This window comes from Pseudomonas sp. GD04091, assembly GCF_029836165.1.
Lineage (GTDB): Bacteria > Pseudomonadota > Gammaproteobacteria > Pseudomonadales > Pseudomonadaceae > Aquipseudomonas.
Map to the genome: position 1 here is coordinate 248,530 of NZ_JAOEBG010000004.1, position 23,664 is coordinate 272,193.

Sequence of the window (23,664 nt, forward strand, 5' to 3'; positions counted from 1 at the left end):
CATGACCATCGCAACCCCGTACAGCCTCGCCGAGTTGATGATCTGCGCCGCCGCCGAGGCCTGGCGCCACGACGGCGAGGTGCTGGCCACTGGCATCGGCGTGATCCCGCGTCTTGCCGCGTCCTTGAGCATGCTCGACAACAACCCGCGATTGATGATGACCGACTCGCAAGCCTACATGGTCGCCGAGCCGGTGCCGGTCGGCCCGCGCAACGGTCATGAGCCCAAGTGCGACAGCTGGATGGGTTTCTCGCGGATCTTCGACAACGTCTGGAGCGGCAAGCGCCACGCGATGATCGGCCCGATCCAGGTCGACCGATTCGGCCAGGCCAACCTTTCCTGCATCGGCGACTACGCCCGGCCCAAGGCGCAGATGCTCGGCGTGCGCGGGCTGCCAGGCAACTCCATCAGCCATGCCAACTCGTTCTACGTGCCCAGCCACAACCGCCGGGTGTTCGTCGAGGGCGAGTGCGACATGGTCGCCTCGGTGGGCTACAACCCGGCGCGCCTGGCCCGTGGCTGGTCGCTGGACGACATCGACATCCGCCTGATCGTCACCGACCTGTGCGTGCTCGATTTCCTCGGGCCACGGCACCAGGTGCGGGTGCGTTCGCTGCACCCTGGGGTGAGCCTGGACGAAGTGCGGGACAACACGGGCTTCGCGTTGCATGTGCCCGACCAGGTGCCGGTCACCGTGGCCCCCAGCGAGGCGCAGCTGCGCCTGATCCAGCGTCTGGACCCGCACGACCTGCGCGCCAGCCAGCTCAAGGACAACCCGCCGGGCCAGCGTTGAACCTGCTGGGCAACCCGCCAACTGGGTTTTTGGTCTGTGCCTGAGCAGACAAGGCCCGACACCTCTATCCGGAGTCACGATCATGAACACGCAACACACTGAAGAAGCCGAAGAGGTGGTGCTGTACGAGGTCCGCGACGCGGTGGCCCTGGTCACCATGAACCGTCCCGCGTACCACAACGCGCAGAACTCGCGGATGACCTATGCCCTGGACGCCGCCTTCGCCCGCGCCTGCGCCGACGACACGGTGAAGGTCATCGTGCTGCGCGGCGCCGGCAAGCACTTCTGCGCCGGCCACGACATCGGTACGCCCGGGCGCGACGTCGAGCAGAGCTTCGAGCGTGTCAGCCTGTGGTACGACCATGTCGGCAAGCCCGGCGGCGAGTTCCTCTATGCCCGCGAGCAGGAGGTGTACCTGGGCATGTGCCGGCGCTGGCGCGAGATGCCCAAGCCGACCATCGCCATGGTCCAGGGCGCCTGCATCGCCGGCGGCCTGATGCTGGCCTGGGTCTGCGACTTGATCGTCGCCAGCGACGATGCCTGGTTCCGTGATCCGGTGGTGCGCATGGGCATTCCGGGGGTGGAGTACTTCGCCCACGCCCACGAGCTGAACCCGCGCATCGCCAAGGAGTTCCTCTTTCTCGGCGGCCCCATGCCCGCGGCGCGTGCCTATCAGATGGGCATGCTCAACCGCGTGGTGCCGCGCGAGCAGCTGGAGCAGGAAACCTTGGCCATGGCCGCGCAGATCGCGCAGATGCCGCGCCTGGGCCTGCAACTGAGCAAGCAGGCGTTGAACAACGCCGAAGACCTGATGGGCAAGCGCGCCACCATGGACATGGTGTTCGGCCTGCATCATTTCGCCCATGCCCATAACGAGCTGGTGTCCGGCGACCGTCTGGGTGGCTACGACGCCAAGGCCATGGCCAACGCCCAGCGCGAACCGGGGAGGGCCTGAGCATGACCGTGTCGCTGGCGACCCGCCTGACCGAACGTCTCGGTTGCCGCTACCCGATCGTGCAGACCGCCATGGGCTGGGTCGCCGACCCGCGCCTGGTGGCTGCGACCTGCAACGCCGGAGGCTTCGGCTTTCTCGCCGGGGCGACCATCGAACCCCGGCACATGGAGGCGGCGATCCTCGAGACCCGGCGCCTGACCGAGCAGCCATTCGGGGTCAACTTCCACATGTACCAGGCCAACGCCGCCGACATCGTCGAGCTGGTGTTGCGCCACCAGGTACGCGCGGTCAGCTACAGCCGCTCGCCGGGCCGGCAGATGATCGCTCGGCTCAAGGACGCCGGGGTGGTCTGCATGCCCACCGTGGGCGCGCTCAAGCATGCGCGCAAGGCCGTGGAGATGGGCGCCGACGTGGTCACCGTGCAGGGCGGCGAGGGCGGCGGCCACACCGGCGCGATACCCACCGCGCTGCTGCTGGGCCAGGTGCTCGACGCGGTCGATGTGCCCGTGGTGGCCGCGGGAGGCTTCAAGGACGGCCGCGGCCTGGCGGGTGCCCTGGCCCAGGGCGCCGACGGCATCGCCATGGGCACGCGCTTTCTGATGAGCGCCGACAGCCCGGTGCCGCCGGCCACCCTGGCGCGCTACCTGGCGGTCGACGACCCGGCGGCGGTGATCGTCAGCCGCGCCCTCGACGGTCTGCCGCAGCGGATGATCCGCAACGAACTGCTCGATGCCCTGGAGTCCGGCGGCGCGCTACGCCGCTGGTTGCTGGCGGTACGCAGCGGCCTGGCCTACCGCCGGTACACGGGGCTCAGCCTGGGCCAGTTGCTGGGCGGCGCACTGAAGATGCGTCGGGCTGGCGAGCTGAGCGCCGCCCAGAGCCTGATGGCCGCCAACGCGCCGATGGTGATCCAGAAGGCCATGGTCGATGGCCTGCCCGCCGAGGGCGTGCTGCCGGCTGGCCAGGTGGCCGCCGGTATCGACAGCCTGCCGGGCTGCGCCGAACTGATAGAGCAGATCGTCCGGGACGCCGAGCGGCACCTGGGCGCGCTGTGTCGCCGACTTTCGTAAGGGGGAATCGCAATGCAAGCGTTCAGTGTCAGCATCGACAACGGTATCGCCGAGATGGTCCTCGACCATCCCCCGGTCAATGCCTTCAACCGCCAGGGCTGGGCCGCCATCGCCAGCAGCCTGCAGGCCCTCGGCCAGGATCCGCGGGTCCGGGTCATCGTCATCCGCGCCGAAGGCCGTGGCTTCTGCGCCGGCGTCGACATCAAGGAACTGGCCGCCGACGACAACCTGATCGTCGCGGTGAACAAGGGCAACTACGACACCTTCAAGGCCGTGCACCGCAACTCGGTGCCGGTGATCGTCGCCGTGCATGGCTTCGTGCTGGGTGGCGGCATCGGCATCTGCGGCGCCGCAGACATCGTCGTCGCCGCCGACTGCGCGCGCTTCGGCGTGCCCGAGGTGGACCGTGGCGCCATGGGCGGCGGCGCCCACCTGCAACGCCTGTTCCCGGTGCAGAAGGTGCGCCACATGTATTTCACCGGCGCGATGATCGATGCCGCCGAGGCCTACCGCCTGGGCGCCGTCGAGCGCGTGGTGCCCCGCGAGCAGCTGCGCGGGGCGGCCATGGGCATCGCCGCGGCCATCGCCGCCAAGAGCACGGCGATGATCCGCCTGGCCAAGGAGGCGCTCAACGGCATCGAGGACGGCGATCTGGAAGGCAAGTACCGCTGGGAGCAGGGCTTCACCCTCGAGGCCTACCGCAGCCAGGATTCCCAGGAAGCCCGCGACTCGTTCGTCGAGAAGCGCGACGCGAACTTCAACGGCTGAGGAGGGCGGACATGGACCTGACCTACACCACCGGCCAGCAGGCCTTTCGCGCCGAGGCACGGGCCTGGCTCTTGGCCAACGTGCCGGCGCAAGCGCTGCCGTCGTTCGACACCGAAGAGGGGTTCGCCGCCCACCGTGCCTGGGAGGCGCGCCTGAACGACGGGCGCTGGGGCATGGTCACCTGGCCCACGCGCCTGGGCGGACGTGGCTGCGACCTGATCGAGTGGCTGATCTTCGAGGAGGAGTACTACCGTGCCGGCGCGCCGGCACGGGTCAACCAGAATGGCATCTTCCTGCTCGGGCCGACCCTGATGGAGTACGGCACGGAGCAACAGAAGGCGCGTTTCCTGCCGCGCATGGCCACCGGCCAGGACATCTGGGCCCAGGGCTGGTCCGAGCCCGGCGCCGGCTCCGACATGGCGGCGATCCGTTCGCGCGCCGAGCGCGACGGCGACCACTACGTGATCAATGGCCAGAAGACCTGGTCGACCCGCGCGGTGTGGGCCGACTGGGTGTTCGGCATCTTCCGCACCGACCCCGGCTCCCAGCGCCACCACGGTCTCACCTTCATCCTCGTGCCATTGGACACGCCCGGCATCACCGTGCGGCCGATCCCGCAGCTCAACGGCCTGCCGGGTTTCGCCGAGATCTTCTTCGACGATGTGCGTGTGCCGGTGGAGAACGCCCTGGGCGGCGAAGGCATGGGTTGGCATGTGGCGATGTCCACCGCCGGTTTCGAGCGCGGGTTGATGTTGCGCTCCCCGGCGCGTTTTCAGGAAACCGCGCGGCGCCTGCTGCAGCTGTACCGGGACAACCGCGAGGCGGCCGATCGCGATCCGGCCATCGGCGAGGCGGTGATGCGCGCCTGGCTGGATGCCGAGGCGTACACCCAGTCCACCTACATGACCGCCTCGAAGCTGGTCAAGGGCGGGCGTATCGGTCCGGAATCGTCGACCAACAAGATCTTCTGGTCCGAGCTGGACCTGCGCATGCACGAGACGGCCATGAGCATCCTCGGCCAGTGCGCCGAACTGCTGCCCGAAGCGCCTCTGGCGCGTGACGTCGGCCAGTGGCTGGATGGCTTCCTGTTCGCCCAGGCCGGGCCGATCTACGCCGGCACCAACGAGATCCAGCGCAACATCATCGCCGAACGCATGCTCGGCATGCCGCGTGCCTGAGGAGAGACCATGGACTTCAGTTTCAACAGCGACCAGTTGCTCTTTCAGGACAACGTGCGCGGCTTTTTGCTCAACGAAGTGACCCCCGAGCGCATCCGCGCACTGTGGCAGACCGACAGTGGACGATGCGACCGCTTGTGGGCGCAGCTGGTGGAACTGGGCCTGACCGCGCTGACCGTGCCGGAGGCTCATGGGGGCCTGGGCATGGGCCCGCTGGATTTCGTCCTGCTGGCCCAGGAGTGCGGCTATGCCGGGCTGCCCGAGCCGTTGGTCGAGACGATGCTGGTGGCCGTGCCGCTGCTGGCCGAGCTGGACACGGCGCATGACGCGCTCAAGCACGACTGGCTGGGGCGAGTGGCCGCGGGGCGGGCACGCCTGGCGGTGGTCGAGCCGGGCAACCCGCTGGTCGCCGACGCGCATGTCGCCGACCTGCTGCTGCTCGGCCATGACGATGCACTGCACGCAGTGCCGCGTGAGGCCGTCGAGCTGGTGCGCAATCCGTCGGTCGACCCCAGTCGGCAATTGTTCCAGGTGCTGTGGACGCCCAGCGCAGCCACCTGCGTGGCACGGGGCGAACGGGCCAGGCAGTTGCTGGCCGGTGCTTTCGAACGTGGCGCCCTGGGTTGTGCCGCTCAGTTGCTGGGCCTGGCCAAGCGTATGGTGGACCTGGCCGTGGACTACAGCTTCGAGCGCAAGCAGTTCGGCAAGCCGATCGGTTCGTTCCAGGCGGTCAAGCACCTGATGGCGGATGTCGCCGTACGCATCGAGTTCGCCAAGGGGCCGCTGTACCGCGCCGCCCATGCCGTGGCCAACGGCGCGGCGGACCAGGCGCTGGCGGTGTCCCATGCGCGCCTGGCCACCTCGGAGGCGGCCCTGCTGGCCGCGCGCAACGCGATCCAGACACACGGCGCCATGGGCTACACCTGGGAGGTCGACCTGCAACTGTTCATGAAGCGCGCCTGGGCCCTGGACAAGGCCTGGGGCGATGCGGCCCTGCACAAGGCACGACTGCGCGAGGCGTTGTTCGACCATGGCCGGGTGATCGGCGCCGGCACCACGTTCTGAACCCATCCCCTGTGGGCGCGGGCTTGCCCGCGAACACGGGCGTGGCCCGGGCCATGCACCGCGCTGTCAATTTCGTGGGTAAACCCGCTGCCACAGGTCCGCTACATCCCAGCATTTTTGTTTCAGGAGCTAGAACATGCCCGAAGCCTATATCGTCGACGCCCTGCGCACGCCCACCGGGCGGCGCAAGGGCGGCCTGGCCCATATCCACGCCGCCGATCTGGGCGCCCATGTGCTGCGCGCCCTGGTCGAGCGCAACCCGATCGCCGACGACGACTACGACGACGTGATCTTCGGCTGCGTCGACACCATCGGCCCGCTGGCCGGCGACATCGCCCGCACCGCCTGGCTGGCCGCCGGGCTCAGCCAGGCGGTGCCCGGCACCACCATCGACCGCCAGTGCGGTTCGTCCCAGCAAGCGGTGCATTTCGCCGCCCAGGCGGTAATGAGCGGCGCCCAGGACGTGGTGATCGCCGGTGGTGTGCAGACCATGACCCAGATCCCCATCTCGTCGGCCATGACGGCCGCCGAGCCGCTGGGCTTCACGGACCCGTTCACCGGCTCCGAGGGCTGGGTGCGCCGCTACGGCGCGACCGCACCGACGCAGTTCCGCGCGGCGCAGATGATCGCCGAGCGCTGGCAGCTCAGTCGTCAGGCTCTGGAAGCCTATGCGCTCGAATCCCACCGACGCGCCCTGCGCGCCATCGAGCGGGGCCACTTCGATCGCGAGATCGTGCCGCTGGCCGGGGTCGTGCACGACGAGACGCCGCGTCATACCAGCCTGGACAAGATGGCCGAACTGGAGCCGCTGTTCGGTTGCGACCGGGTCACCGCCGGGGTGTCGAGCCAGACCTGCGATGCCGCCAGCGCGCTGCTGATCGTCTCCGAGGCGGCGCTCAGACGCTATGGCCTGACGCCCCGGGCACGCATCCACCACATGAGCGTGCGCGGCGACGATCCGCTGTGGATGCTCACCGCGCCGATCCCGGCCACGGCCCATGCCCTCGAACGCGCCGGCATGCGCCTGGAGGACATCGACCGGGTCGAGATCAACGAGGCATTCGCCTCGGTGGCCATGGCCTGGCTCGAGGAGACCGGCTACCCACACGCCCGGACCAACGTCAACGGCGGCGCCATCGCCCTCGGCCACCCCTTGGGCGCCACCGGCACCCGGCTGATGTGCAGCCTGCTCCACGAGCTGGAGCGCACGGGCGGGCGCTATGGCCTGCAGACCATGTGCGAAGGCGGTGGCCAGGCCAACGTGACCATTATCGAGCGCCTGTAGGCGCGGGAGAGCAGCATGCGCAGTTGTGACAACCGAAGCGTGATCATCACCGGTGCCGGGGGCGGCCTGGGCAGGGCCTATGCACTGGCATTCGCCGCCGAAGGCGCCAGGGTGCTGGTCAACGACATCAATCGCGAGGCCGCCGAGGCGGTGGCCGCGCAGATCCGCGCGCAGGGCGGCCAGGCCCTGGCCAACAGCGGCGACATCACCGACTACGCCGACGCCGGGCTGATCCTGCGGGCGGCCCTGGACGCCTTCGGCGGGGTCGACGTGCTGGTGAACAACGCCGGCATCTGCCGCGACCGGATGTTCGCCAGCCTGACCGAAGCGGACTGGGACGCCGTGATGGCGGTGCACCTGAAGGGGCATTTCTGCCTCGCCAGCCATGCCGTGCGCCACTGGCGCGAGCAGGCCAAGCAGGGCATGGCGGTGGACGCGCGGATCATCAACACCAGCTCCGGCGCCGGTCTGCAGGGGTCGATCGGCCAGTCCAACTACGCCGCGGCCAAGGGCGGTATCGCTGCCCTGACCCTGGTGCAGGCGGCGGAGCTGGCGCGTTACGGCATCACCGTCAACGCCCTGGCCCCGGCGGCGCGCACCGGCATGACCGAACAGGTGTTCGCCGAGGTGATGAAGCAGCCGGAGCAGGGCTTCGACCACTTCGCCCCGGAGAACGTCGCGCCGCTGGTGGTGTGGCTGGGGTCGGTGGACTCGGCCGGGGTCACCGGGCAGCTGTTCGAGGTCGAGGGCGGCAAGCTGTCCATCGCCGATGGCTGGCGGCGCGGCCCGCAGGTCGACAACCAGGGCCGCTGGGCGGTGGCCGAGGTGGGCGCGGCGGTGGCCGGCCTGTTGCAGAGCGCGGTGCCGGCGCAGAAGGTCTACGGCACCTGAGTCGAGGTTTTCCCGCCTGATTGGCGAACCGCGCCACATGCCAGGGTGGCGCGGTTTTTTTAGCAACGCGCCGCCCGCGCGGCTATGGGCGCCGGCTTGCCGGCCAGAGGCCGGTGCCGGCATCACAAGGCTGTTGCTCATGCAGCCAGTGGCCGTCCTGCGCACGCCCCTAGTCCGATCGGCCGATTCTACCGCCCCTCCATCCGGCCACACTCAGCGCCACCTGAGGCAGACGAGTAGAAGACGCCGCGATGGACTTTGCATTCACCGACGAACAGGAAATGATCCGTGAATCGGCCGAGGGTTTCCTCGCCGATGTCAGCGGCTGCGCCGCCGTGCGCGCGGCCATGGTCAGCGAAAGCGGGTACGACGCCGGCCTCTGGCGGCGTGTCTGCGGCGAACTGGCCTGGCCGGCCATCCATATCCCCGAGGCCTACGGCGGCCTGGGCCTGGGGTTCGTCGAGCTGGCGATCCTCCTCGAACAGATGGGCCGGCGCCTGTACTGCTCGCCGTTCTTCGCCACGGCGTGCCTGGCGACCCCGGCACTGCTGCTGGCCGGCAGCGAGGCGCAGAAGCAGCGCTGGCTGCCGGCCATTGCCGCAGGCGAGCTGGGCGCCACCTTGGCCTGGGGTGATGGCGGCGGCTGGACGCCCCAGGGCGTCGGCGTGACGGCCACTGCGCAAGGCGATGGCTACGTGCTTGAGGGCGAGCATGCCCAGGTGATCGACGGCCACAGCGCGCAGTTGCTGGTGGTCGCCGCGCGCCTGGCCGACAGCCAAGGCGACGAGGGGGTCTGCCTGTTCCTGGTCGAAGCTGGGCAGCCGGGGCTGGCGCGCCAGTGGCAACCGACGATGGATCAGACCCGCCGGCTGGGCAAGGTCGGCCTGCGCAACCTGTACGTGGGCGCGGACGCCCTGCTTGGCGAGGCCGGCAAGGCCTGGCCCGTGCTGCAGGATGTGCTGCGCCTGGCCTGCGTGGGCCTGGCCGCCGAGCAGGTCGGCGGTGCTCAGCAGGCACTGGACCTGAGCGTGGCCTACCTGCAGGAGCGCCAGCAGTTCGGCCGCCCGCTGGCCAGTTTCCAGGCCCTCAAGCACCGTGCGGCGGACATGATGCTGCAGGTCGAGTGCGCCCGCTCGGCCAGCTACTACGCCGCCTGCGTGGCCCAGGAAACGCTCGATGGCGCGGGCGACCGGCAAGTGGCCGCCGAGCTGCCGCTGGCCGCGGCACTGGCCAAGGCCCAGTGCTCCCAGGCGTATTTCCACTGCGCGGCGGAGTCGATCCAGCTGCATGGCGGTGTCGGCTTCACCTGGGAGTACGACCCGCACCTGTATTTCAAACGCGCCCGGGCCAGCGAGAGCTTGCTCGGCGCACCGGCCTGGCATTTGCGCCAGATCGCCGACCTGATCATCGGGGAGCACGCATGAAGATCCGTTTCACTGACCAGGACGAGGCCTTTCGCCTGGAAGTCGCCGCCTGGCTGGCCGAGCACCTGCAGGGCGAATTCGAGCCTTTGCGCTTTCGCGGCGGGCCCGGCGACGAACACATGTTCCCCGAGGCGCGCAAGGCCTGGGAACGCAAGCTGGCCGAAGGCGGCTGGACCTGCGTGGGCTGGGCAACGGAACACGGCGGCCGTGGGCTGTCGATCAGCCAGCAGGTGATCTTTCACGAGGAATACGCCCGCGCCGGCGGCCCCGGACGCATGGGCCACATCGGTGAGGGCCTGGCCGGGCCGACCATCGCGGCGTTCGGCAGCCAGGCGCAGAAGCGCCGCTTCCTGCCGGGCATCCGCCAGGGCACCGAATTCTGGTGCCAGGGCTACTCGGAACCGGGCGCCGGCTCGGACCTGGCGGCGGTGAAGACCCGCGCCGCCCAGGCCGCCAACGGCGACTGGCTGATCAATGGCCAGAAGGTCTGGACCTCGCTGGCCCACGCCTCGGACTGGTGCTTCGTGCTGGCCCGCACCGAGCCCGGCAGCGTCGGTCACCATGGTTTGTCGTTCCTGCTGGTGCCGATGGACCAGCCGGGCATCAGCGTAAGGCCGATCGAGCAGATGACCGGCACCTCGGAGTTCAACGAGGTGTTCTTCGACGATGCCCGCACCGACGCGGCCAACATCGTCGGCCAGCCCGGCGATGGCTGGAAGATCGCCATGGCCTTGCTGGGTTTCGAACGCGGCGTGTCCACCCTGGGCCAGCAGATGCAGTTCCATAACGAGCTCGATGAGGTGATCGCCATTGCCCGGGGCAACGGCGCCGACCGCGATCCGCACCTGCGCCAGCGCCTGGCCGAGGCGTGGTGCGGCCTGCGCATCCTGCGCTACAACTCGCTGCGCATGCTGTCCGGGCCGCAGGACGGCTCGCTGCGCCGCGAGGCGAGCATCTACAAGCTGTGCTGGTCCACCTGGCACGCCAACCTCGGCAAGCTGGCGATGGACGTGCTCGGCGCCCAGGCCGAGCTGCTCGAGGGCGCGCCGTACCAGCTCAGCCGCCTGCAGTCGCTGTACCTGTTCAGCCGCGCCGACACCCTGTACGGCGGCAGCAACGAGATCCAGCGCAACATCATCGCCGAGCGCGCCCTGGGCATGCCCAGGGAGCCGCGTGCGCGTTCCTGACCGAGGAGTCCTTGCATGTCCGTTCCCCACTATGTTCCAGGCCACGGCCTGCTGCGCGGCAAGTCGGTGCTGATCACCGCCGCCGCCGGTTCCGGCATTGGTTTTTCCGCCGCCCAGCGCGCCGCCGAGGAAGGCTGCCGCGCCCTGATGCTCAGTGATATACACGCCGCTCGCCTGGAGGAGGCGGTGGCGCGGATCCGCGAATCGACGGGACTGGCGGCGGTGCACGGGCAACTGTGCAATGTCACCGACGAGGGCCAGGTGCGCGAGCTGGTGCGGGTTGCCGAGCAGGCGCTGGGCGGGGTCGATGTACTGATCAACAACGCCGGCCTGGGCGGTTCGCGCACGCTGGTGGAGATGCCCGACGAGGAATGGCAGCGGGTGCTCGACGTGACCCTCACCGGCACCATGCGCATGACCCGCGCCATGCTTGCGCACATGATCAACCGGCGCGCCGGGGTGATCGTCAACAACGCCTCGGTGCTGGGCTGGCGGGCACAGAAGCAGCAGGCGCACTATGCCGCGGCCAAGGCCGGGGTCATGGCCCTGACCCGGTGCGCCGCGCTGGAGGCGGCCGAGCACGGCATCCGCATCAACGCGGTGAGCCCGAGCATCGCCCTGCACGACTTCCTCTCGCGCTCGGCGCCCCAGGCCGTGCTCGAGCGGCTGGCGGCCGGCGAGGCGTTCGGCCGCGCCGCCGAAGTCTGGGAGGTGGCCAATGTGATGATGTTCCTGGCCAGTGACTACAGCTCCTACATGACCGGCGAAGTGCTGTCGGTCTCCAGCCAGAGGGCCTGAGCATGGCGCGGATCTTCGACACCCCCGAGGCCTTGCATGAGGCGGTGGGGCAGGCGCTGGGTGCGAGCGACTGGCTGCGCGTGGACCAGTCGCGCATCGATCTGTTCGCCGAGGCCAGCGGCGACCACCAGTGGATTCATGTCGACCCCGGGCGCGCCGCCCAGGGCCCGTTCGGTGCCTGCATCGCCCACGGCTATCTGAGCCTGGCCCTGGTCAACCTGTTCCTGCCGCAGATCATCGAGGTGCGCGGCATCGCCATGGGCGTCAACTATGGCTGCGAGCGAGTGCGGTTCCCGTCGGTGGTGCATGTTGGCGCCCGCGTGCGCGGCAACGCCAGCTTGCTGTCGACCGAAAGGGTGGGCAGCGGTGTGCAGGCGGTGATCCGCGTGACCGTCGAGATCGAAGGCCAGGACCGTCCCGGCTGCGTGGTCGACACCATCAGTCGCTATTACCCGGCGTGATACGCCAAGCAAGGAGTCCCGCATGAACGAAGCAGTCATCGTGTCCACGGCACGCACACCGATCGGCAAGGCCTTCCGTGGCGCCTACAACGACACCGAGGCACCGGCCCTCGGTGGCCATGTGGTGGCCGAGGCCCTGCGCCGCGCCGGTGTCGCGCCGGGCGAGGTCGACGATGTGATCATCGGCGCCGCCGCCCAGCAGGGTACCCAGGCCTACAACCTCGGGCGCCTGTGCGCCACGGCTGCCGGCCTGCCGGCCCAGGTCGCGGGGATGGCGGTGGAGCGCCAGTGCGCCTCGGGGTTGATGAGCATCGCCATCGCCGCCAGGGGTATCGTCTGCAACGAGCTGGACATCGCCGTGGCCGGCGGCCTGGAATCGATCTCCCTGGTGCAGAACAAGCACAAGAACACCTACCGCAACCAGTCCGCGCGGGTGCTGGAACAGGATCCGCGAGCCTATATCCCGATGATCGAGACCGCCGAGATCGTCGCCCAACGCTACGGCATCGGCCGCCAGGAGCAGGACGCTTACGCCCTGCAGAGCCAGTTGCGCACCGCCCATGCCCAGCAGGCCGGGCTGTTCGACCTGGAACTGGCGCCGCTGACCACGCACAAGCTGTTGCTGGACAAGGCCAGCGGCGAAACCCGCCACGAGGCCGTGACCCTGCTCAAGGACGAGTGCAACCGCGCCGATACCAGCGCCATCAGCCTGGCGGCCCTGGAGCCGGTGTGGGGTGGCGGTCAGTGGACCGAGGCCGGGCGCTTCGTCACCGCCGGCAACGCCTCGCAGCTGTCGGACGGCGCCTCGGCCTCGGTGCTGATGAGCGCGCGCCTGGCCGAGCAGCGCGGGCTGCAGCCGCTGGGTATCTACCGGGGACTGGCGGTGGCCGGTTGCGATGCCGACGAGATGGGTATCGGGCCGGTGTACGCGATTCCCAAACTGCTCAAGCGCCACGGCCTGAAGCTCGATGACATCGGCCTGTGGGAACTCAACGAAGCCTTTGCCTGCCAGGTGCTGTACTGCCGCGACACCCTGGGCATCGACAACGACCGGCTCAATGTCAACGGAGGCGCCATCGCCATCGGCCACCCGTTCGGCATGTCCGGGGCGCGGATGGTGGGCCATGCCTTGATCGAGGGTCGGCGCCGGGGCGTGCGCTACGTGGTGGTGAGCCTGTGCATCGGCGGCGGCATGGGCGCCGCGGCCCTGTTCGAGGTGGCCTGAGATGGCCCTGCCAGCGCCGGAGCAGGTGCGATCGGTGATGCAGCGCTATGTCCAGCTGGTGGATGGCGGGGATATCGACGGCATCCTGCGGCTCTACGCCGAGGACGCCACCGTCGAGGACCCGGTGGGGCAGCCACCGCTGCGCGGTATCGAGCAGATCGCCGCGTTCTATCGGCAGGGGCTGGGCCGGGCCAAGGTGTCCGCGACGCTGACCGGGCCGGTTTGCGTGACCCATGCCGGTTGCGGCGCCATGCCGTTGCGGGTCGATATGCAGTGGCAAGGGCGAGACTGCTCGCTGCAGGTGATCGATGTGATGACCTTCGACGAACAGGGGCTGATCGTTGGCATGAAGGCTTACTGGAGCGAGGTGAACGTGGCGCCGCGCTGACCTGGCGCGCGCCATCCTGTGGCAGGGGCCACCCGCGTCGCGGGTGAGCCCGCTCACCCAGGGCTCAATGAATGCCTTCGAAGGCTGGATTCTGCGTCTGCCCGCTCTCGTAGTACGCCTTCAGGTTCTCGGCGATCTCCCGCACCGCCTTGGCGAACGCCCGGCGCATCAGCCATTCGGCCAGGCGCCCGCCGCGCAACCGGTAGTGCAGGCTCATGGTGATGCGACTGCTGGCGTCGTCACCCTCCAGCGCGTAGCGGAACGTGGCATGGCGGAAAGGAAAGGGCGCGCCGTTATCGCCCTTGTGCAGGGCGAGCACGAAGCCGCCGCCCTCGGTCCAGGCCACCACGCTTTCATCCAGCCACTGGCCGCCCTTGCGCCGTACGCGCCGACTGGCACCGATGCCTTCCTCAGGCCCCGGGTGCAGCGTGCAGCCGGTCAGGCCCGGCACGTAGCGAGGCGCCTGGGTCAGGTCGCGCAGTTTGTTCCAGGCGTCGCCGTGGGGCAGGGCGAGCGTCACGCTGTGGCGGGCAACAGGTGTCATGCGAGGGCTCCTTCAGCGGTCGTGTGATTTTGCGGCATCGAGAAAGGCGGGGCGTTCGCCGCCGCCATGAACCGCCAGGTCGGCACCACTGACATAGCGGGCCAGGGGCGAGGCCAGGTACAGGCAGGTATCGCCGATATCCTCGGGATCGGCCAGGCGGCCCAGGGGAATGGTCGCGGCCACCTGGGCCAGTTGCAGCTCGTCACCATAATGCAGGTCGGCCTGTTCGGTCAGGATCAGCCCGGCGGTGACGGCGTTCACGCGCACCTTTGGCGCCCATTCCACCGCCAGCGAGCGGGTGAGGTTGAGCAGGCCGGCCTTGGCCGCGCCGTAGGCGGCGGTGCCGGGCGAGGGGCGGGTGGCGCTGACGCTGCAGATATTGATGATGCTGCCGCCCTCGGCCTGCCCCTGCATGATCCGGTAGGCCAGCTGGCACAGGTTGAGCGGCGCGAGCAGATTGAGGCGCACGATCGACTCGCTCAAGCGCGGCGAGGCGCTGGCGGCTTCGGCGAACGGCGCGCCACCGGCGTTGTTGACCAGCACGTCGAGGCGGCCGAAGTACTTGAGGATGTCGTCCAGCAGGCGCTGCAGCTGCGCCAGGTCGCGCACGTCGCACGGCATGAACAGGGCCTGGCGTCCATCGCTGCTGGGCAGGCGTTCCGGCACCTGGCGGCCGCAGATCACCACCTGCGCGCCACGGGCCAGGAAGCGCCGGGTGATTCCGCGTCCGACGCCCTTGCCGCCGCCGGTGACCAGAACCACTTTGCCGTGAAAATCCAGGGGGTCGTGCATGGGGATACCTTGGCTCTCGGGGAATTGCGCGAGCCTAGGCGGCAATGGCGCGCGGGCCTACGTCCGAAAGGACTAGCCGGGCCCCCTGGGCAAGGGGGACGCGCCCTAGTCTTGACGGACGATGCCGCTGACCGCTGGCGCTGCGGATACTCCCGGCACAACAACGAGCCGGGAGGTTTCCCATGGGCGCAGCAGCGCAAGGGCACAAGGTCAGGTTGGCGAGCGGCCTGCAACTGCATTACCACGACATCGGCAGCGGCGAGCCGGTGGTCTTCATTCATGGCAGCGGCCCGGGAGCCAGCGGGCACAGCAACTTCAAGCGCAACTATCCGGCCTTCGTCAGCGCCGGTCACCGGGTGATCGTGCCCGACCTGCCGGGCTACGGTGCCTCGGACAAGCCCGACAGCGCCTACACCCTGGACTTCTTCGTCGATGCCTTGCTCGGCCTGCTCGATGCCTTGGGCATCCAGCGCTGCGCCCTGGTCGGCAACTCGCTGGGCGGCGCGATCGCCATTGCCATCGCCCTGCGCCAGCCGACGCGGGTCACGCGCCTGGTACTGATGGCCCCTGGCGGGTTGATGGACAAGGCGCAGTACTACCAGCAGATGGAGGGCATCCAGCGCATGGCCGCGGCCTTCGCCAGCGGCGAGCTGCGCGAGGCGGCGGGGATGAAGCGGCTGCTGGCCCTGCAACTGTTCGACCCGGCGCTGATCGATGACGAAACGGTCGCCGAACGCGTCGCGGTGGTGGTCGATCAGCCGGCCTGCGTGCTCTCGACCATGGATGTACCGAACATGGCCGGGCGCCTGGGCGAGCTGGGCTGCCCGATCCTGGTGTTCTGGGGCATGAACGACAAGTTCTGCCCGGTGTCCGGCGCGCACACCCTGATGCAGGCCTGTCGAGGCATCCGTTGCGTGCTGCTCAGCGAATGCGGCCATTGGGTGATGGTCGAGCACCAGGCGCTGTTCGACCGCGAATGCCTGGCGTTCCTTGCGCAGGCACGGTCATGAGCGCGCAATTGCGTCGCCAGCACGGCGATGAACTCTACCAGGCCCTGTGCGAGGGGCGGACCCTGGCGCCGCTCACCGAGCGCTGGCCGCAGATCAGCATCGAGGACGCCTACCATGTCTCGCTGCACAGCATCGAGCGCCGGGTCGCCGCAGGTGACCGCATCGTCGGCAAGAAGATCGGTGTCACCTCGGCGGCGGTGCAGCGCATGCTCGATGTGCACCAGCCGGATTTCGGCTTCATCACCCAGGCCATGGCGTTCGACGACGGCGCCTGCATCTCGCTCGCCGAACAGCGCCTGATCCAGCCCCGCGCCGAGGGCGAGATCGCCTTCGTGCTCAAGCACGATCTGGCGGGCCCCGGGGTGACCGAGGCCGACGTGCTGGCAGCCACCGACTACGTCACGCCGTGCTTCGAGATCGTCGACTCGCGGATCCACGACTGGCGCATCCGCATCCAGGACACCGTGGCCGACAACGCTTCCTGCGGGGTCTTCGTGCTCGGCAAGGACAAGGTCGATCCGCGTCAGCTCGATCTGCCGGCCCTGCGCATGCGTGTGTGGAAGAACGCCCAGCCCCTGAGCGAGGGCCTGGGCGCGGCGGTGCAGGGCAACCCGTTGACCGCGGTCGCCTGGCTGGCCAACACCCTGGGCGCCTTCGGCATTCCGTTCAAGGCTGGCGAGGTGATCCTCTCGGGCTCGCTGGTGCCACTGGAGCCGGTTCGGGCCGGCGACCGTTTTTCCCTGACCATCGACGGACTGGGCAGCGCCCAGGTGTCGTTCCGTGCCTGAACGAGGAGCAAGGCCATGAGCCAGAAATTGAAAGCGGCCATTATCGGCCCGGGAAACATCGGTACCGACCTGCTGATGAAGATGCGGCGCTCGGCGTGGATCGAGCCGGTGTGGATGGTCGGGGTCGACCCCGAGTCCGAAGGCCTCAAGCGCGCCCGGGCGATGGGCGTGAAGACTACCGCCGAGGGCCTGGACGGCCTGTTGCCCCATGTGCTGGACGACGATATCCGTATCGCCTTCGACGCGACGTCGGCCTATGCGCATGCGCACAACAGCCGCCAGCTCAATGCGCTGGGGGTGATCATGATCGACCTGACTCCGGCGGCCATCGGGCCGTTCTGTGTGCCACCGGTCAACCTCGAGGAACACGCCGCCACGCTTGCGCTGAATGTCAACATGGTCACGTGCGGTGGCCAGGCGACCATCCCCATGGTCGCGGCGGTGTCGCGCGTGCAGTCGGTGGCCTATGGCGAGATCGTCGCCACCGTTTCATCCAGCTCGGTGGGCCCTGGCACCCGGCAGAACATCGACGAGTTCACCCGCACCACGGCGGGTGCGGTGCAAAGCGTCGGCCGCGCCCGGCGCGGCAAGGCGATCATCGTCATCAACCCGGCCGAGCCGCCTTTGATGATGCGCGACACCATCCACTGCCTGACCGACGACGCCCCCGACCAGGAGGCCATCCGCGCCTCGGTGCTGGAGATGGTCAGGGAGGTGCAGCGCTATGTGCCGGGCTACACCCTGGTCAACGGCCCGGTGTTCGACGGCAACAAAGTGTCGATCTTCATCGAGGTCCAGGGGCTGGGCGACTTCCTGCCCAGATCCGCCGGCAACCTCGACATCATGACCGCCGCCGGCCTGCGCACTGCCGAGATGTTCGCCGAACAAGCCCACCAGGGCACCCTGCAACTGCCTGCCCGCTGAGGAGCGTGACCATGAACCTGCAAGGTAAGACCGTGCTGCTGCACGACATGAGCCTGCGCGACGGCATGCATGCCAAGCGCCACCAGATCAGCCTCGAGCAGATGGTGGCGGTGGCCACCGGATTGGACGCCGCCGGCGTGCCGCTGATCGAGATCACCCATGGCGACGGTCTCGGTGGCGCGTCGCTCAACTACGGCATGCCCGCCCACAGCGACGAGGCGTATTTCAGTGCGGTGATCCCCCAGCTGCGCCAGGCCAGGGTCTCGGCGCTGCTGCTGCCGGGCATCGGCACCCTCGATCACCTGAAGATGGCCCACGAGCACGGGGTCTCGACCCTTCGCGTGGCGACTCACTGCACCGAGGCCGACGTGTCCGGTCAGCACATCGGCATGGCCCGCAAGATGGGCCTGGACACCGTGGGTTTCCTGATGATGGCGCACATGGTCAGCGCCGAGAAGCTGCTGGAGCAGGCACGGCTGATGCAGAGCTACGGCGCCAACTGCATCTACTGCACCGACTCGGCCGGCTACATGCTGCCTGATGAAGTCCGCGAGAAGATCGGCGCGCTGCGTGACGGCCTGGAGGCGGACACCGAAGTGGGCTTCCATGGCCACCACAACCTCGGCATGGCGATCGCCAACTCCCTGGCCGCCATCGAGGCCGGCGCGGCGCGTATCGACGGCTCGGTGGCCGGGCTCGGCGCCGGTGCCGGCAATACCCCACTGGAGGTGTTCGTCGCGGTGCTCGAACGCATGGGCGTGCACAGTGGGGTGGACCTGTACCGGATCATGGATGTCGCCGAAGACCGGGTGGTGCCGATGATGGATCAACCGATCCGCCTGGATCGCGATGCCCTGACCCTGGGCTATGCCGGGGTGTACAGCTCGTTCCTGCTGTTCGCCAAGCGGGCCGAGCTCAAGTACGGGATTGCGGCGCGCGAGTTGCTGGTGGAACTGGGGCGGCGCGGCACGGTGGGTGGGCAGGAAGACATGATCGAAGACCTGGCGCTGACCCTGTCGCGGGCGCGGGGGGTGTTGCCGACCTGAACGAGTCGAGCCAGAGAGCCGCTGTCTTGCTCACAGCGCTCAAACGGGTGTGATCCCTGTGGGCGCGGCGCCGACCTCGATATCGGCGCTGTTCCTGCAGATCTCACCCCCTGCGCGCCAACACTCCCATGGCCATGAACAGCGCGGCGATCGCGCGCGCCTCGTGCAGCTCGCCGCCGGCCACCAGGGCGGGAATATCTGCCAGGGCCACCGGCAGGCATTCGAGGGGCTCAGGCTCATCCCCCGGCGGTGGCTTGCAGGGCGCGAGCTCTTCGGCCAGCACCACCCGGCAGCGATGACACAGGTGGCCAGGCGCCAGGGTCAGCTCGCCCAGTTCGGTCAGCCGCGCGGCGTGCAGGCCGACCTCTTCGCCCAGCTCGCGCTGCGCGGCCTGCAGGTAGCTTTCGCCCTCGTCGGCGCCGCCCTTGGGCAGGCCGAGGATGGTGCTTTCCACGCCCACCGCATACTCGCGCACCATCAGCACATGCCGTGGATCGGGCATGGCCACCACCAGCACCGAGCGGTAGCCGGTGCCGCGAAGGCGTTCGTAGATTCGTTGCTGGCCGTTGCTGAAGCGCAGGTGCAGGGCTTCGATCTGGAAATGGCTGCTTTCGGCCAGCAGTTCGGTCTTGAGGATGGTGGGGCACTGGCGCATGGCGGGCCTCTGGCAACGGTAAGCGACGGCATCACTGTGCGCCGCCGCCCCCGGCCTGCCATCGTCCGAGCGGACGATGGCGGCGCTACCCGTCAGCCAAGGGTGGCGACGCTGCGCAGGATCAAGCGCACCAGCATGGTCTGGCGGGTGACGCCGGTCTTGGAGAAGGTCGAGCGCAGGTGCGCGCGGGAGGTATTGCGGCTGATGCCCAGTTCCTCGGAGGCCTCGTCGAGGGTCAGGCCGTTGGCCAGGAGCATGGCCAGCTGGGTTTCGGCGGGGGTGAAGTCGAACAGGGCGCGGACGATTTCCTGGGGCGCCGAGGATTGCTGCTCGGGGTCGCTGATGAAGATCACCACCGTGGGGCACTGCTTGCCTTCGCTCCAGGTTGCCAGCGGCACCGAACGCACGATCACGCCCAGGTCGGCGCGTCCAGACGGGCGCTTGACGCGCATGGCCTCGACCACCGAGGCCAGGTTGCCTTTCTGCGACGCCAGCGCCTGGCGCACCAGGCGACGGAACTCCTGGGTATCGCGGGCGCTGCCGACTTGCAGGCCATCGTTGACCTGCTTGATGCCGTCCTTTTCCTGCAGCAGCCGTTCGGCTACCTGGTTGGTCTGCAGCACCTTGCCGGTTTCATCGAGGATGATGGTGCCGACGGCCATCTGGTCGACGGCGCCGGCGTACAGGTTGCGCTCGGTCTCGATGCGGTTGAGCTGCATGTGCAACTTGATCGAGCGCTCCAGGTGCGGGACGAAACCGGCCAGCAGCTGTTTTTCCGTGTAGCCGAACGCCGCGTCGTCACGCCCGCGGCTGATGCGCAGACGGCACTGGGCACCGTCGCAGGTGTTGATGTCCACGCCGAGGATATGGAACACGTCCACCGGCTCGAGGAAGTTGCGGAAGAACTCCGACTGCTCCAGCTCGCTCTCCGGCAGGTAGTCGGCCAGCGCGACCACCTCGCGGTTGGGCAGGTCGACGAAAGGGTCCATGGCGTAGAAGTGCTTGTTGTAGGAGGCAGTGGCTTCGAGGGAGGTGCCGGTGGTATTGACCATCAGGCCATCCACCTGGGTGCTGGGCGGGCGCAGGATGAAGGTCACGTATTTGCTGTGCAGCAGGCCGTTGAGCTGGTTGAGGAAGGTGCCCCAGGGGATGTTTTCGAGCGGGCCCTGGTAGAGCTGGCCGACCAGCTCGCTGAAGTCGTCGAGGCTGAGACTCTGCATGGTTGGGTACCGGAATATTCTTATTAGTATGGGCGTCGGCGAGCATAAACGGCGTCCATGCTGGCGCGCAATCTCGGGGTGCAAACCCCGGCGACGGTCGCTGTCGACCGCGCCGGGGTGCCAGGCACAGGGTGGTCAGGCGCGCTCGCCGCTGCGCACGACGAAGCGCTTGCTGGCGTGGGTATCGGCATCGAGCAGGGCGATATCGGTGTAGAACTGCTCGTACCAGCGACGCAGTTGGTACACCGGGCCATCGCCGTCGCACAGCAGTGGGTTGTCGACGCGGGTCTTGCTGTGCCAGATCGCCACGTCCTCGTAGAACGCCGCCTGGGCCTGGGCCACATAGGCCTTGGCGATGGCCTGGTTCTGCTCCTCGCTGAGTCCGGGGATTTTCTTCACCAGTACGCCGTAGCGCAGGGTGAAGCTGTTCAGGTCGATCGGCACGTGGCTGTTGAGCAGGATCGAGTGGATCGGCTGGCCGTTCATGGCACCGTTCATTTCGGTGATCTGGTAGGCCGGCCCGAAGTAGGTGGCCACCGTGGTCAACTCGCTGTCGCCGGACAGGCGCTCGCTGCGGGCGCGCATGACCTGGGTGGCCATGTGGCCTTCGAAGACGTTGCTGAACTCATCCACCGGCGCTCCGTGCACGCTGCCGAAGTGCGCCATGTCGGCGACGTTGTCGATCAGTTCGCGGCAATTGGTTTCGATCTTCAGCTCGGCGATTTCCCAGCTCGCCCAGCTGTCGTCGTGGCAGGCGTCGATGCGCGGGATGGCCTGTGCGTCGAGCGGCGGGTTGCCTTCCGGGTCGTTCCAGACGAACAGCAGGTGGTTCTGCTCCATGAGCGGCCAGCGTTTGATCTTCGCCCGCGGCGGGATGCGCTTGGCATAGGGGATGTCGTCGCATACACCATCGACGTTCCAGCGCCAGCCATGGAAAGGGCAGCGAATGGCGTTGCCTTCGATGCAGCCGGTGCTCAGGTCGGCGCCCATGTGCGGGCAGTAGCCGTCGAGGATGTTCAGCTCGCCGTCCTCACCCTGGAACGCCACCAGGCGGGTACCGAACACCTCCAGGCGATGGGCCTGGCCGTCGCGGTACTGGTCGGCCAGGCCCAGGCAGTGCCAGCCCCGTGCATAACGGTCCTCCAGCAGCTTGGCTTCGATACGGTGCAGTGTGCTCATCTTGTTGTTCTCCGGTCTTCGATGGGGCCGCTGGCCGTTCTTCGCCACCCCGGTCACAGGCGGCCCGGCAAGCGGAACTGAGGCACTGGGTCGATTCTGCCGGCCGTGACGCTGCGGTCATCGTCTGAACGGACGATGGCCGCGCTTACCGGGCCCGTTCTACTGGACGCCCATCAGCCACGGTCTGGAGAACAAGATGGCGGGTCGAGTAGCAGTGATCACCGGCGCGGCCAGCGGTATCGGTCGCGGGCTGGCCGAGCAGGGCGCGAGCCTGGGCCTGCGCCTGGTGCTGGCGGATGTCGACGAGAACGCCCTCGAGGCGTTGACGCAGCAGTTGCGGGGACAGGGGGCCGACGTGCTGGCCTGCCTGACCGACGTCAGCGATGCCGAACAGGTTGCGCGCCTGCGCGACGCCGCCGTGGCGCGTTTCGGTGGCGTCGACTTGCTGTTCAACAACGCCGGGGTGATGCAGACCGGCTACAGCTGGGAGATCGACGCCGGGCAGTGGCGGCGCATGCTCGACATCAACCTCAACGGCGTGATCAACGGCATCCGTTGCTTCATGCCACTGTTGCTGGCGCAGGGGCGTCCGGCCCAGGTGATCAATACCGCGTCGCTGGCGGGCCTGGTCAGCAGCCCGATGATGGCGCCGTACAACGTGACCAAGCAGGCCGTGGTGGCCTTGTCGGAAACCTTGCACTACGAGCTGGCCCAGCTGGGCGCGCCGGTCTCGGTCTCGGTGCTCTGCCCTGGGCCTGTGGCCAGCGCGATCATGGCTTCCGACGCGGTGGCCGAAGGGCCGGCGGCCGCCTTCAGCGCCGCGCTCGACGGCAGCATCCGCGCTGGCATGGCCCCGCGTGCGCTGGCCGAGCAGGTATTCGAGGCGCTGGCCGAGAAGCGCTTCTGGATCCTGCCGCACAAGTCCTTCAAGCCTGCGCTGGAGCAGCGCCTGCGCAGCATCCTCGATGAATGCAATCCACGTTTCGTCATGGCTGACGTCCAGGGAGAATCCCATGCCGCTCGATAACCAGCTTGCCGCCGTGCTGCAGAACTTCAGCGCGCTGGCCGAGCCCGACTACACCACCCTCGATGCCGGTCAGTTTCGCCTGCAGGCGGATAACCAGATGCCGCCCTTGCCCGGGGCGGACATGGCCCAAGTGCTCGACCTGCAGGTCGGCGGCGCGGCGGGCTCGCTGGCGGCACGGCTCTACCGGCCGACCGACCGCCGCGACTTGCCACTGCTGGTGTTCTTCCATGGCGGCGGATTCGTCCTCGGCAACCTGGACACGCACGATAATCTTTGTCGCACCCTGGCCCAGGAAACCCAGGCGGTGGTGGTGGCGGTGGCCTATCGCCTGGCGCCGGAAGCACGCTTTCCCGCAGCGCCCGAAGACTGTCATGCCGCCACCTGCTGGCTGGTCGCACAGGCCGCCGAGCTCGGCTTCGACGGCAGCCGCCTGGCGGTGGCCGGGGACAGCGCCGGCGGCAACCTGGCCATCGCGGTCAGCCGTCTGGCGCGTGACCGCCAGGGGCCGGCCATCCGTCATCAATGCCTGTTCTACCCGGTCACCGATGCCGCCTGCGATACCGCGTCCTATGCCGAGTTCGCCGAAGGTTACCTGCTGTCACGCTCGATGATGGGCTGGTTCTGGCGGCAATACCTGGCGACGCCCGAGCAGAGGGGCGATCCGTTGGCGTCGCCGTTGCGCGACGACTGCCTGGGCGACCTGCCGCCGACCACCTTGCTGACGGCCGAATTCGACCCGCTGCGCGACGAAGGCGAGGCGTTTGCCGAACGCCTGCGCGTGGCTGGGGTGACGGTGCGACTGGAGCGTTGCCAGGGCCTGGTACACGGCTTTGCCAACCTGGCACCGTTCGTCGAGGCGGCGTCCCGCGCCTTGCTGGGTGCTGCGGCGGACGTGCGTCGGGCGCTGGCCTGAAGGCAGTCGCCTCGTCCATTCGGACGAGGCGGGCAGGGCGCGACGATTCTAGTCTGGCAGCACGCAGCCCTTGCCCAC

Annotated in this window: 25 protein-coding genes; 20 read left to right on the forward strand and 5 right to left on the reverse strand. The window is 68.5% G+C overall.

All coding sequences use genetic code 11. The features are described 5' to 3' along the window. Position 1 precedes the first annotated feature (1 nt). The 14 genes from N7422_RS07705 (at position 2) to N7422_RS07770 (ending at position 13,488) form a co-directional block, all read left to right on the forward strand. Positions 2 to 793: a ketoacid CoA transferase gene (locus tag N7422_RS07705; protein WP_279805977.1), complete on the forward strand. Its 792-nt coding sequence runs from the start codon at positions 2 to 4 to the stop codon at positions 791 to 793. An 82-nt stretch (positions 794 to 875) separates the two neighbouring features. Continuing rightward, positions 876 to 1,748 (forward strand): enoyl-CoA hydratase, encoded by an 873-nt coding sequence (locus tag N7422_RS07710; protein ID WP_279805978.1) that lies wholly within the window; start codon positions 876 to 878, stop codon positions 1,746 to 1,748. 2 nt (positions 1,749 to 1,750) lie between these two features. Further along, on the forward strand, positions 1,751 to 2,818 hold the full coding sequence (locus tag N7422_RS07715; RefSeq protein ID WP_279805979.1) for a nitronate monooxygenase: 1,068 nt from the start codon (positions 1,751 to 1,753) through the stop codon (positions 2,816 to 2,818). Positions 2,819 to 2,830: 12 nt separating this feature from the next. Next, a complete protein-coding gene (locus tag N7422_RS07720; protein ID WP_279805980.1) occupies positions 2,831 to 3,586 on the forward strand; it encodes an enoyl-CoA hydratase family protein in 756 nt (251 codons plus the stop codon). An 11-nt stretch (positions 3,587 to 3,597) separates the two neighbouring features. Further along, the gene (locus N7422_RS07725; RefSeq protein WP_279805982.1) at positions 3,598 to 4,764 is read left to right on the forward strand and encodes an acyl-CoA dehydrogenase family protein; all 1,167 of its coding nucleotides are present in this window, start codon (positions 3,598 to 3,600) and stop codon (positions 4,762 to 4,764) included. A gap of 9 nt (positions 4,765 to 4,773) precedes the next feature. Further along, a complete protein-coding gene (locus N7422_RS07730) occupies positions 4,774 to 5,829 on the forward strand; it encodes an acyl-CoA/acyl-ACP dehydrogenase (protein WP_279805984.1) in 1,056 nt (351 codons plus the stop codon). A gap of 136 nt (positions 5,830 to 5,965) precedes the next feature. Continuing rightward, the gene (locus tag N7422_RS07735) at positions 5,966 to 7,114 is read left to right on the forward strand and encodes an acetyl-CoA C-acetyltransferase (RefSeq protein ID WP_279805986.1); all 1,149 of its coding nucleotides are present in this window, start codon (positions 5,966 to 5,968) and stop codon (positions 7,112 to 7,114) included. A gap of 15 nt (positions 7,115 to 7,129) precedes the next feature. After that, positions 7,130 to 8,005 carry an SDR family oxidoreductase gene (locus tag N7422_RS07740; RefSeq protein ID WP_279805987.1) on the forward strand — a complete coding sequence of 292 codons (876 nt, stop codon included), beginning with the start codon at positions 7,130 to 7,132 and terminating at the stop codon, positions 8,003 to 8,005. 251 nt (positions 8,006 to 8,256) lie between these two features. Beyond that, complete coding sequence (locus tag N7422_RS07745; RefSeq protein ID WP_279805988.1) at positions 8,257 to 9,429, forward strand: acyl-CoA/acyl-ACP dehydrogenase; 1,173 nt, start codon at positions 8,257 to 8,259, stop codon at positions 9,427 to 9,429. Further along, positions 9,426 to 10,616, forward strand: coding sequence for an acyl-CoA dehydrogenase family protein (locus N7422_RS07750; protein WP_279805989.1), 1,191 nt, complete (start codon positions 9,426 to 9,428; stop codon positions 10,614 to 10,616). Before N7422_RS07745 ends, N7422_RS07750 begins: the two co-directional genes overlap by 4 nt. A gap of 15 nt (positions 10,617 to 10,631) precedes the next feature. Next, complete coding sequence (locus tag N7422_RS07755) at positions 10,632 to 11,414, forward strand: SDR family oxidoreductase (protein WP_279805990.1); 783 nt, start codon at positions 10,632 to 10,634, stop codon at positions 11,412 to 11,414. Between the two features lie 2 nt (positions 11,415 to 11,416). Further along, complete coding sequence (locus tag N7422_RS07760; protein WP_279805991.1) at positions 11,417 to 11,875, forward strand: MaoC family dehydratase; 459 nt, start codon at positions 11,417 to 11,419, stop codon at positions 11,873 to 11,875. A 22-nt stretch (positions 11,876 to 11,897) separates the two neighbouring features. Next, on the forward strand, positions 11,898 to 13,100 hold the full coding sequence (locus tag N7422_RS07765) for an acetyl-CoA C-acyltransferase (protein ID WP_279805992.1): 1,203 nt from the start codon (positions 11,898 to 11,900) through the stop codon (positions 13,098 to 13,100). Position 13,101: 1 nt separating this feature from the next. Then, the gene (locus N7422_RS07770; RefSeq protein ID WP_279805994.1) at positions 13,102 to 13,488 is read left to right on the forward strand and encodes a steroid Delta-isomerase; all 387 of its coding nucleotides are present in this window, start codon (positions 13,102 to 13,104) and stop codon (positions 13,486 to 13,488) included. Positions 13,489 to 13,552: 64 nt separating this feature from the next. On the opposite strand, the gene N7422_RS07775 is transcribed toward N7422_RS07770, so the two are convergent. Beyond that, positions 13,553 to 14,032: an SRPBCC family protein gene (locus N7422_RS07775; protein WP_279805995.1), complete on the reverse strand. Its 480-nt coding sequence runs from the start codon at positions 14,030 to 14,032 to the stop codon at positions 13,553 to 13,555. Between the two features lie 12 nt (positions 14,033 to 14,044). Further along, the gene (locus N7422_RS07780; protein WP_279805997.1) at positions 14,045 to 14,824 is read right to left on the reverse strand and encodes an SDR family oxidoreductase; all 780 of its coding nucleotides are present in this window, start codon (positions 14,822 to 14,824) and stop codon (positions 14,045 to 14,047) included. 182 nt (positions 14,825 to 15,006) lie between these two features. Between N7422_RS07780 and N7422_RS07785 the strand changes: the two genes are divergently transcribed. The 4 genes from N7422_RS07785 to dmpG are packed head-to-tail and all read left to right on the forward strand — an operon-like array spanning position 15,007 to position 18,592. After that, the gene (locus tag N7422_RS07785; RefSeq protein WP_279805998.1) at positions 15,007 to 15,834 is read left to right on the forward strand and encodes an alpha/beta fold hydrolase; all 828 of its coding nucleotides are present in this window, start codon (positions 15,007 to 15,009) and stop codon (positions 15,832 to 15,834) included. Next, entirely contained in the window at positions 15,831 to 16,622 is a 792-nt protein-coding gene (locus N7422_RS07790) for a fumarylacetoacetate hydrolase family protein (RefSeq protein ID WP_279805999.1), read from the forward strand. Before N7422_RS07785 ends, N7422_RS07790 begins: the two co-directional genes overlap by 4 nt. Positions 16,623 to 16,637: 15 nt before the next feature. Then, on the forward strand, positions 16,638 to 17,546 hold the full coding sequence (locus N7422_RS07795; protein ID WP_279806000.1) for an acetaldehyde dehydrogenase (acetylating): 909 nt from the start codon (positions 16,638 to 16,640) through the stop codon (positions 17,544 to 17,546). Positions 17,547 to 17,557: 11 nt separating this feature from the next. Then, entirely contained in the window at positions 17,558 to 18,592 is a 1,035-nt protein-coding gene (gene dmpG, locus N7422_RS07800; RefSeq protein ID WP_279806001.1) for a 4-hydroxy-2-oxovalerate aldolase, read from the forward strand. Positions 18,593 to 18,695: 103 nt separating this feature from the next. On the opposite strand, the gene nudE is transcribed toward dmpG, so the two are convergent. The 3 genes from nudE to N7422_RS07815 all read right to left on the reverse strand — a co-directional run bounded on the left by nudE (position 18,696) and on the right by N7422_RS07815 (position 21,646). Then, positions 18,696 to 19,247, reverse strand: coding sequence for an ADP compounds hydrolase NudE (gene nudE, locus N7422_RS07805; RefSeq protein ID WP_279806002.1), 552 nt, complete (start codon positions 19,245 to 19,247; stop codon positions 18,696 to 18,698). 92 nt (positions 19,248 to 19,339) lie between these two features. Continuing rightward, the gene (locus tag N7422_RS07810; RefSeq protein ID WP_279806004.1) at positions 19,340 to 20,467 is read right to left on the reverse strand and encodes a helix-turn-helix transcriptional regulator; all 1,128 of its coding nucleotides are present in this window, start codon (positions 20,465 to 20,467) and stop codon (positions 19,340 to 19,342) included. Between the two features lie 135 nt (positions 20,468 to 20,602). Next, positions 20,603 to 21,646, reverse strand: a complete 1,044-nt coding sequence (locus N7422_RS07815; protein WP_279806005.1) for a Rieske 2Fe-2S domain-containing protein — start codon at positions 21,644 to 21,646, stop codon at positions 20,603 to 20,605. Between the two features lie 184 nt (positions 21,647 to 21,830). Between N7422_RS07815 and N7422_RS07820 the strand changes: the two genes are divergently transcribed. Further along, complete coding sequence (locus tag N7422_RS07820) at positions 21,831 to 22,673, forward strand: SDR family NAD(P)-dependent oxidoreductase (protein ID WP_347815261.1); 843 nt, start codon at positions 21,831 to 21,833, stop codon at positions 22,671 to 22,673. Then, the gene (locus N7422_RS07825; RefSeq protein WP_279806007.1) at positions 22,660 to 23,586 is read left to right on the forward strand and encodes an alpha/beta hydrolase; all 927 of its coding nucleotides are present in this window, start codon (positions 22,660 to 22,662) and stop codon (positions 23,584 to 23,586) included. Before N7422_RS07820 ends, N7422_RS07825 begins: the two co-directional genes overlap by 14 nt. The last annotated feature ends 78 nt before the right edge of the window (positions 23,587 to 23,664 follow it).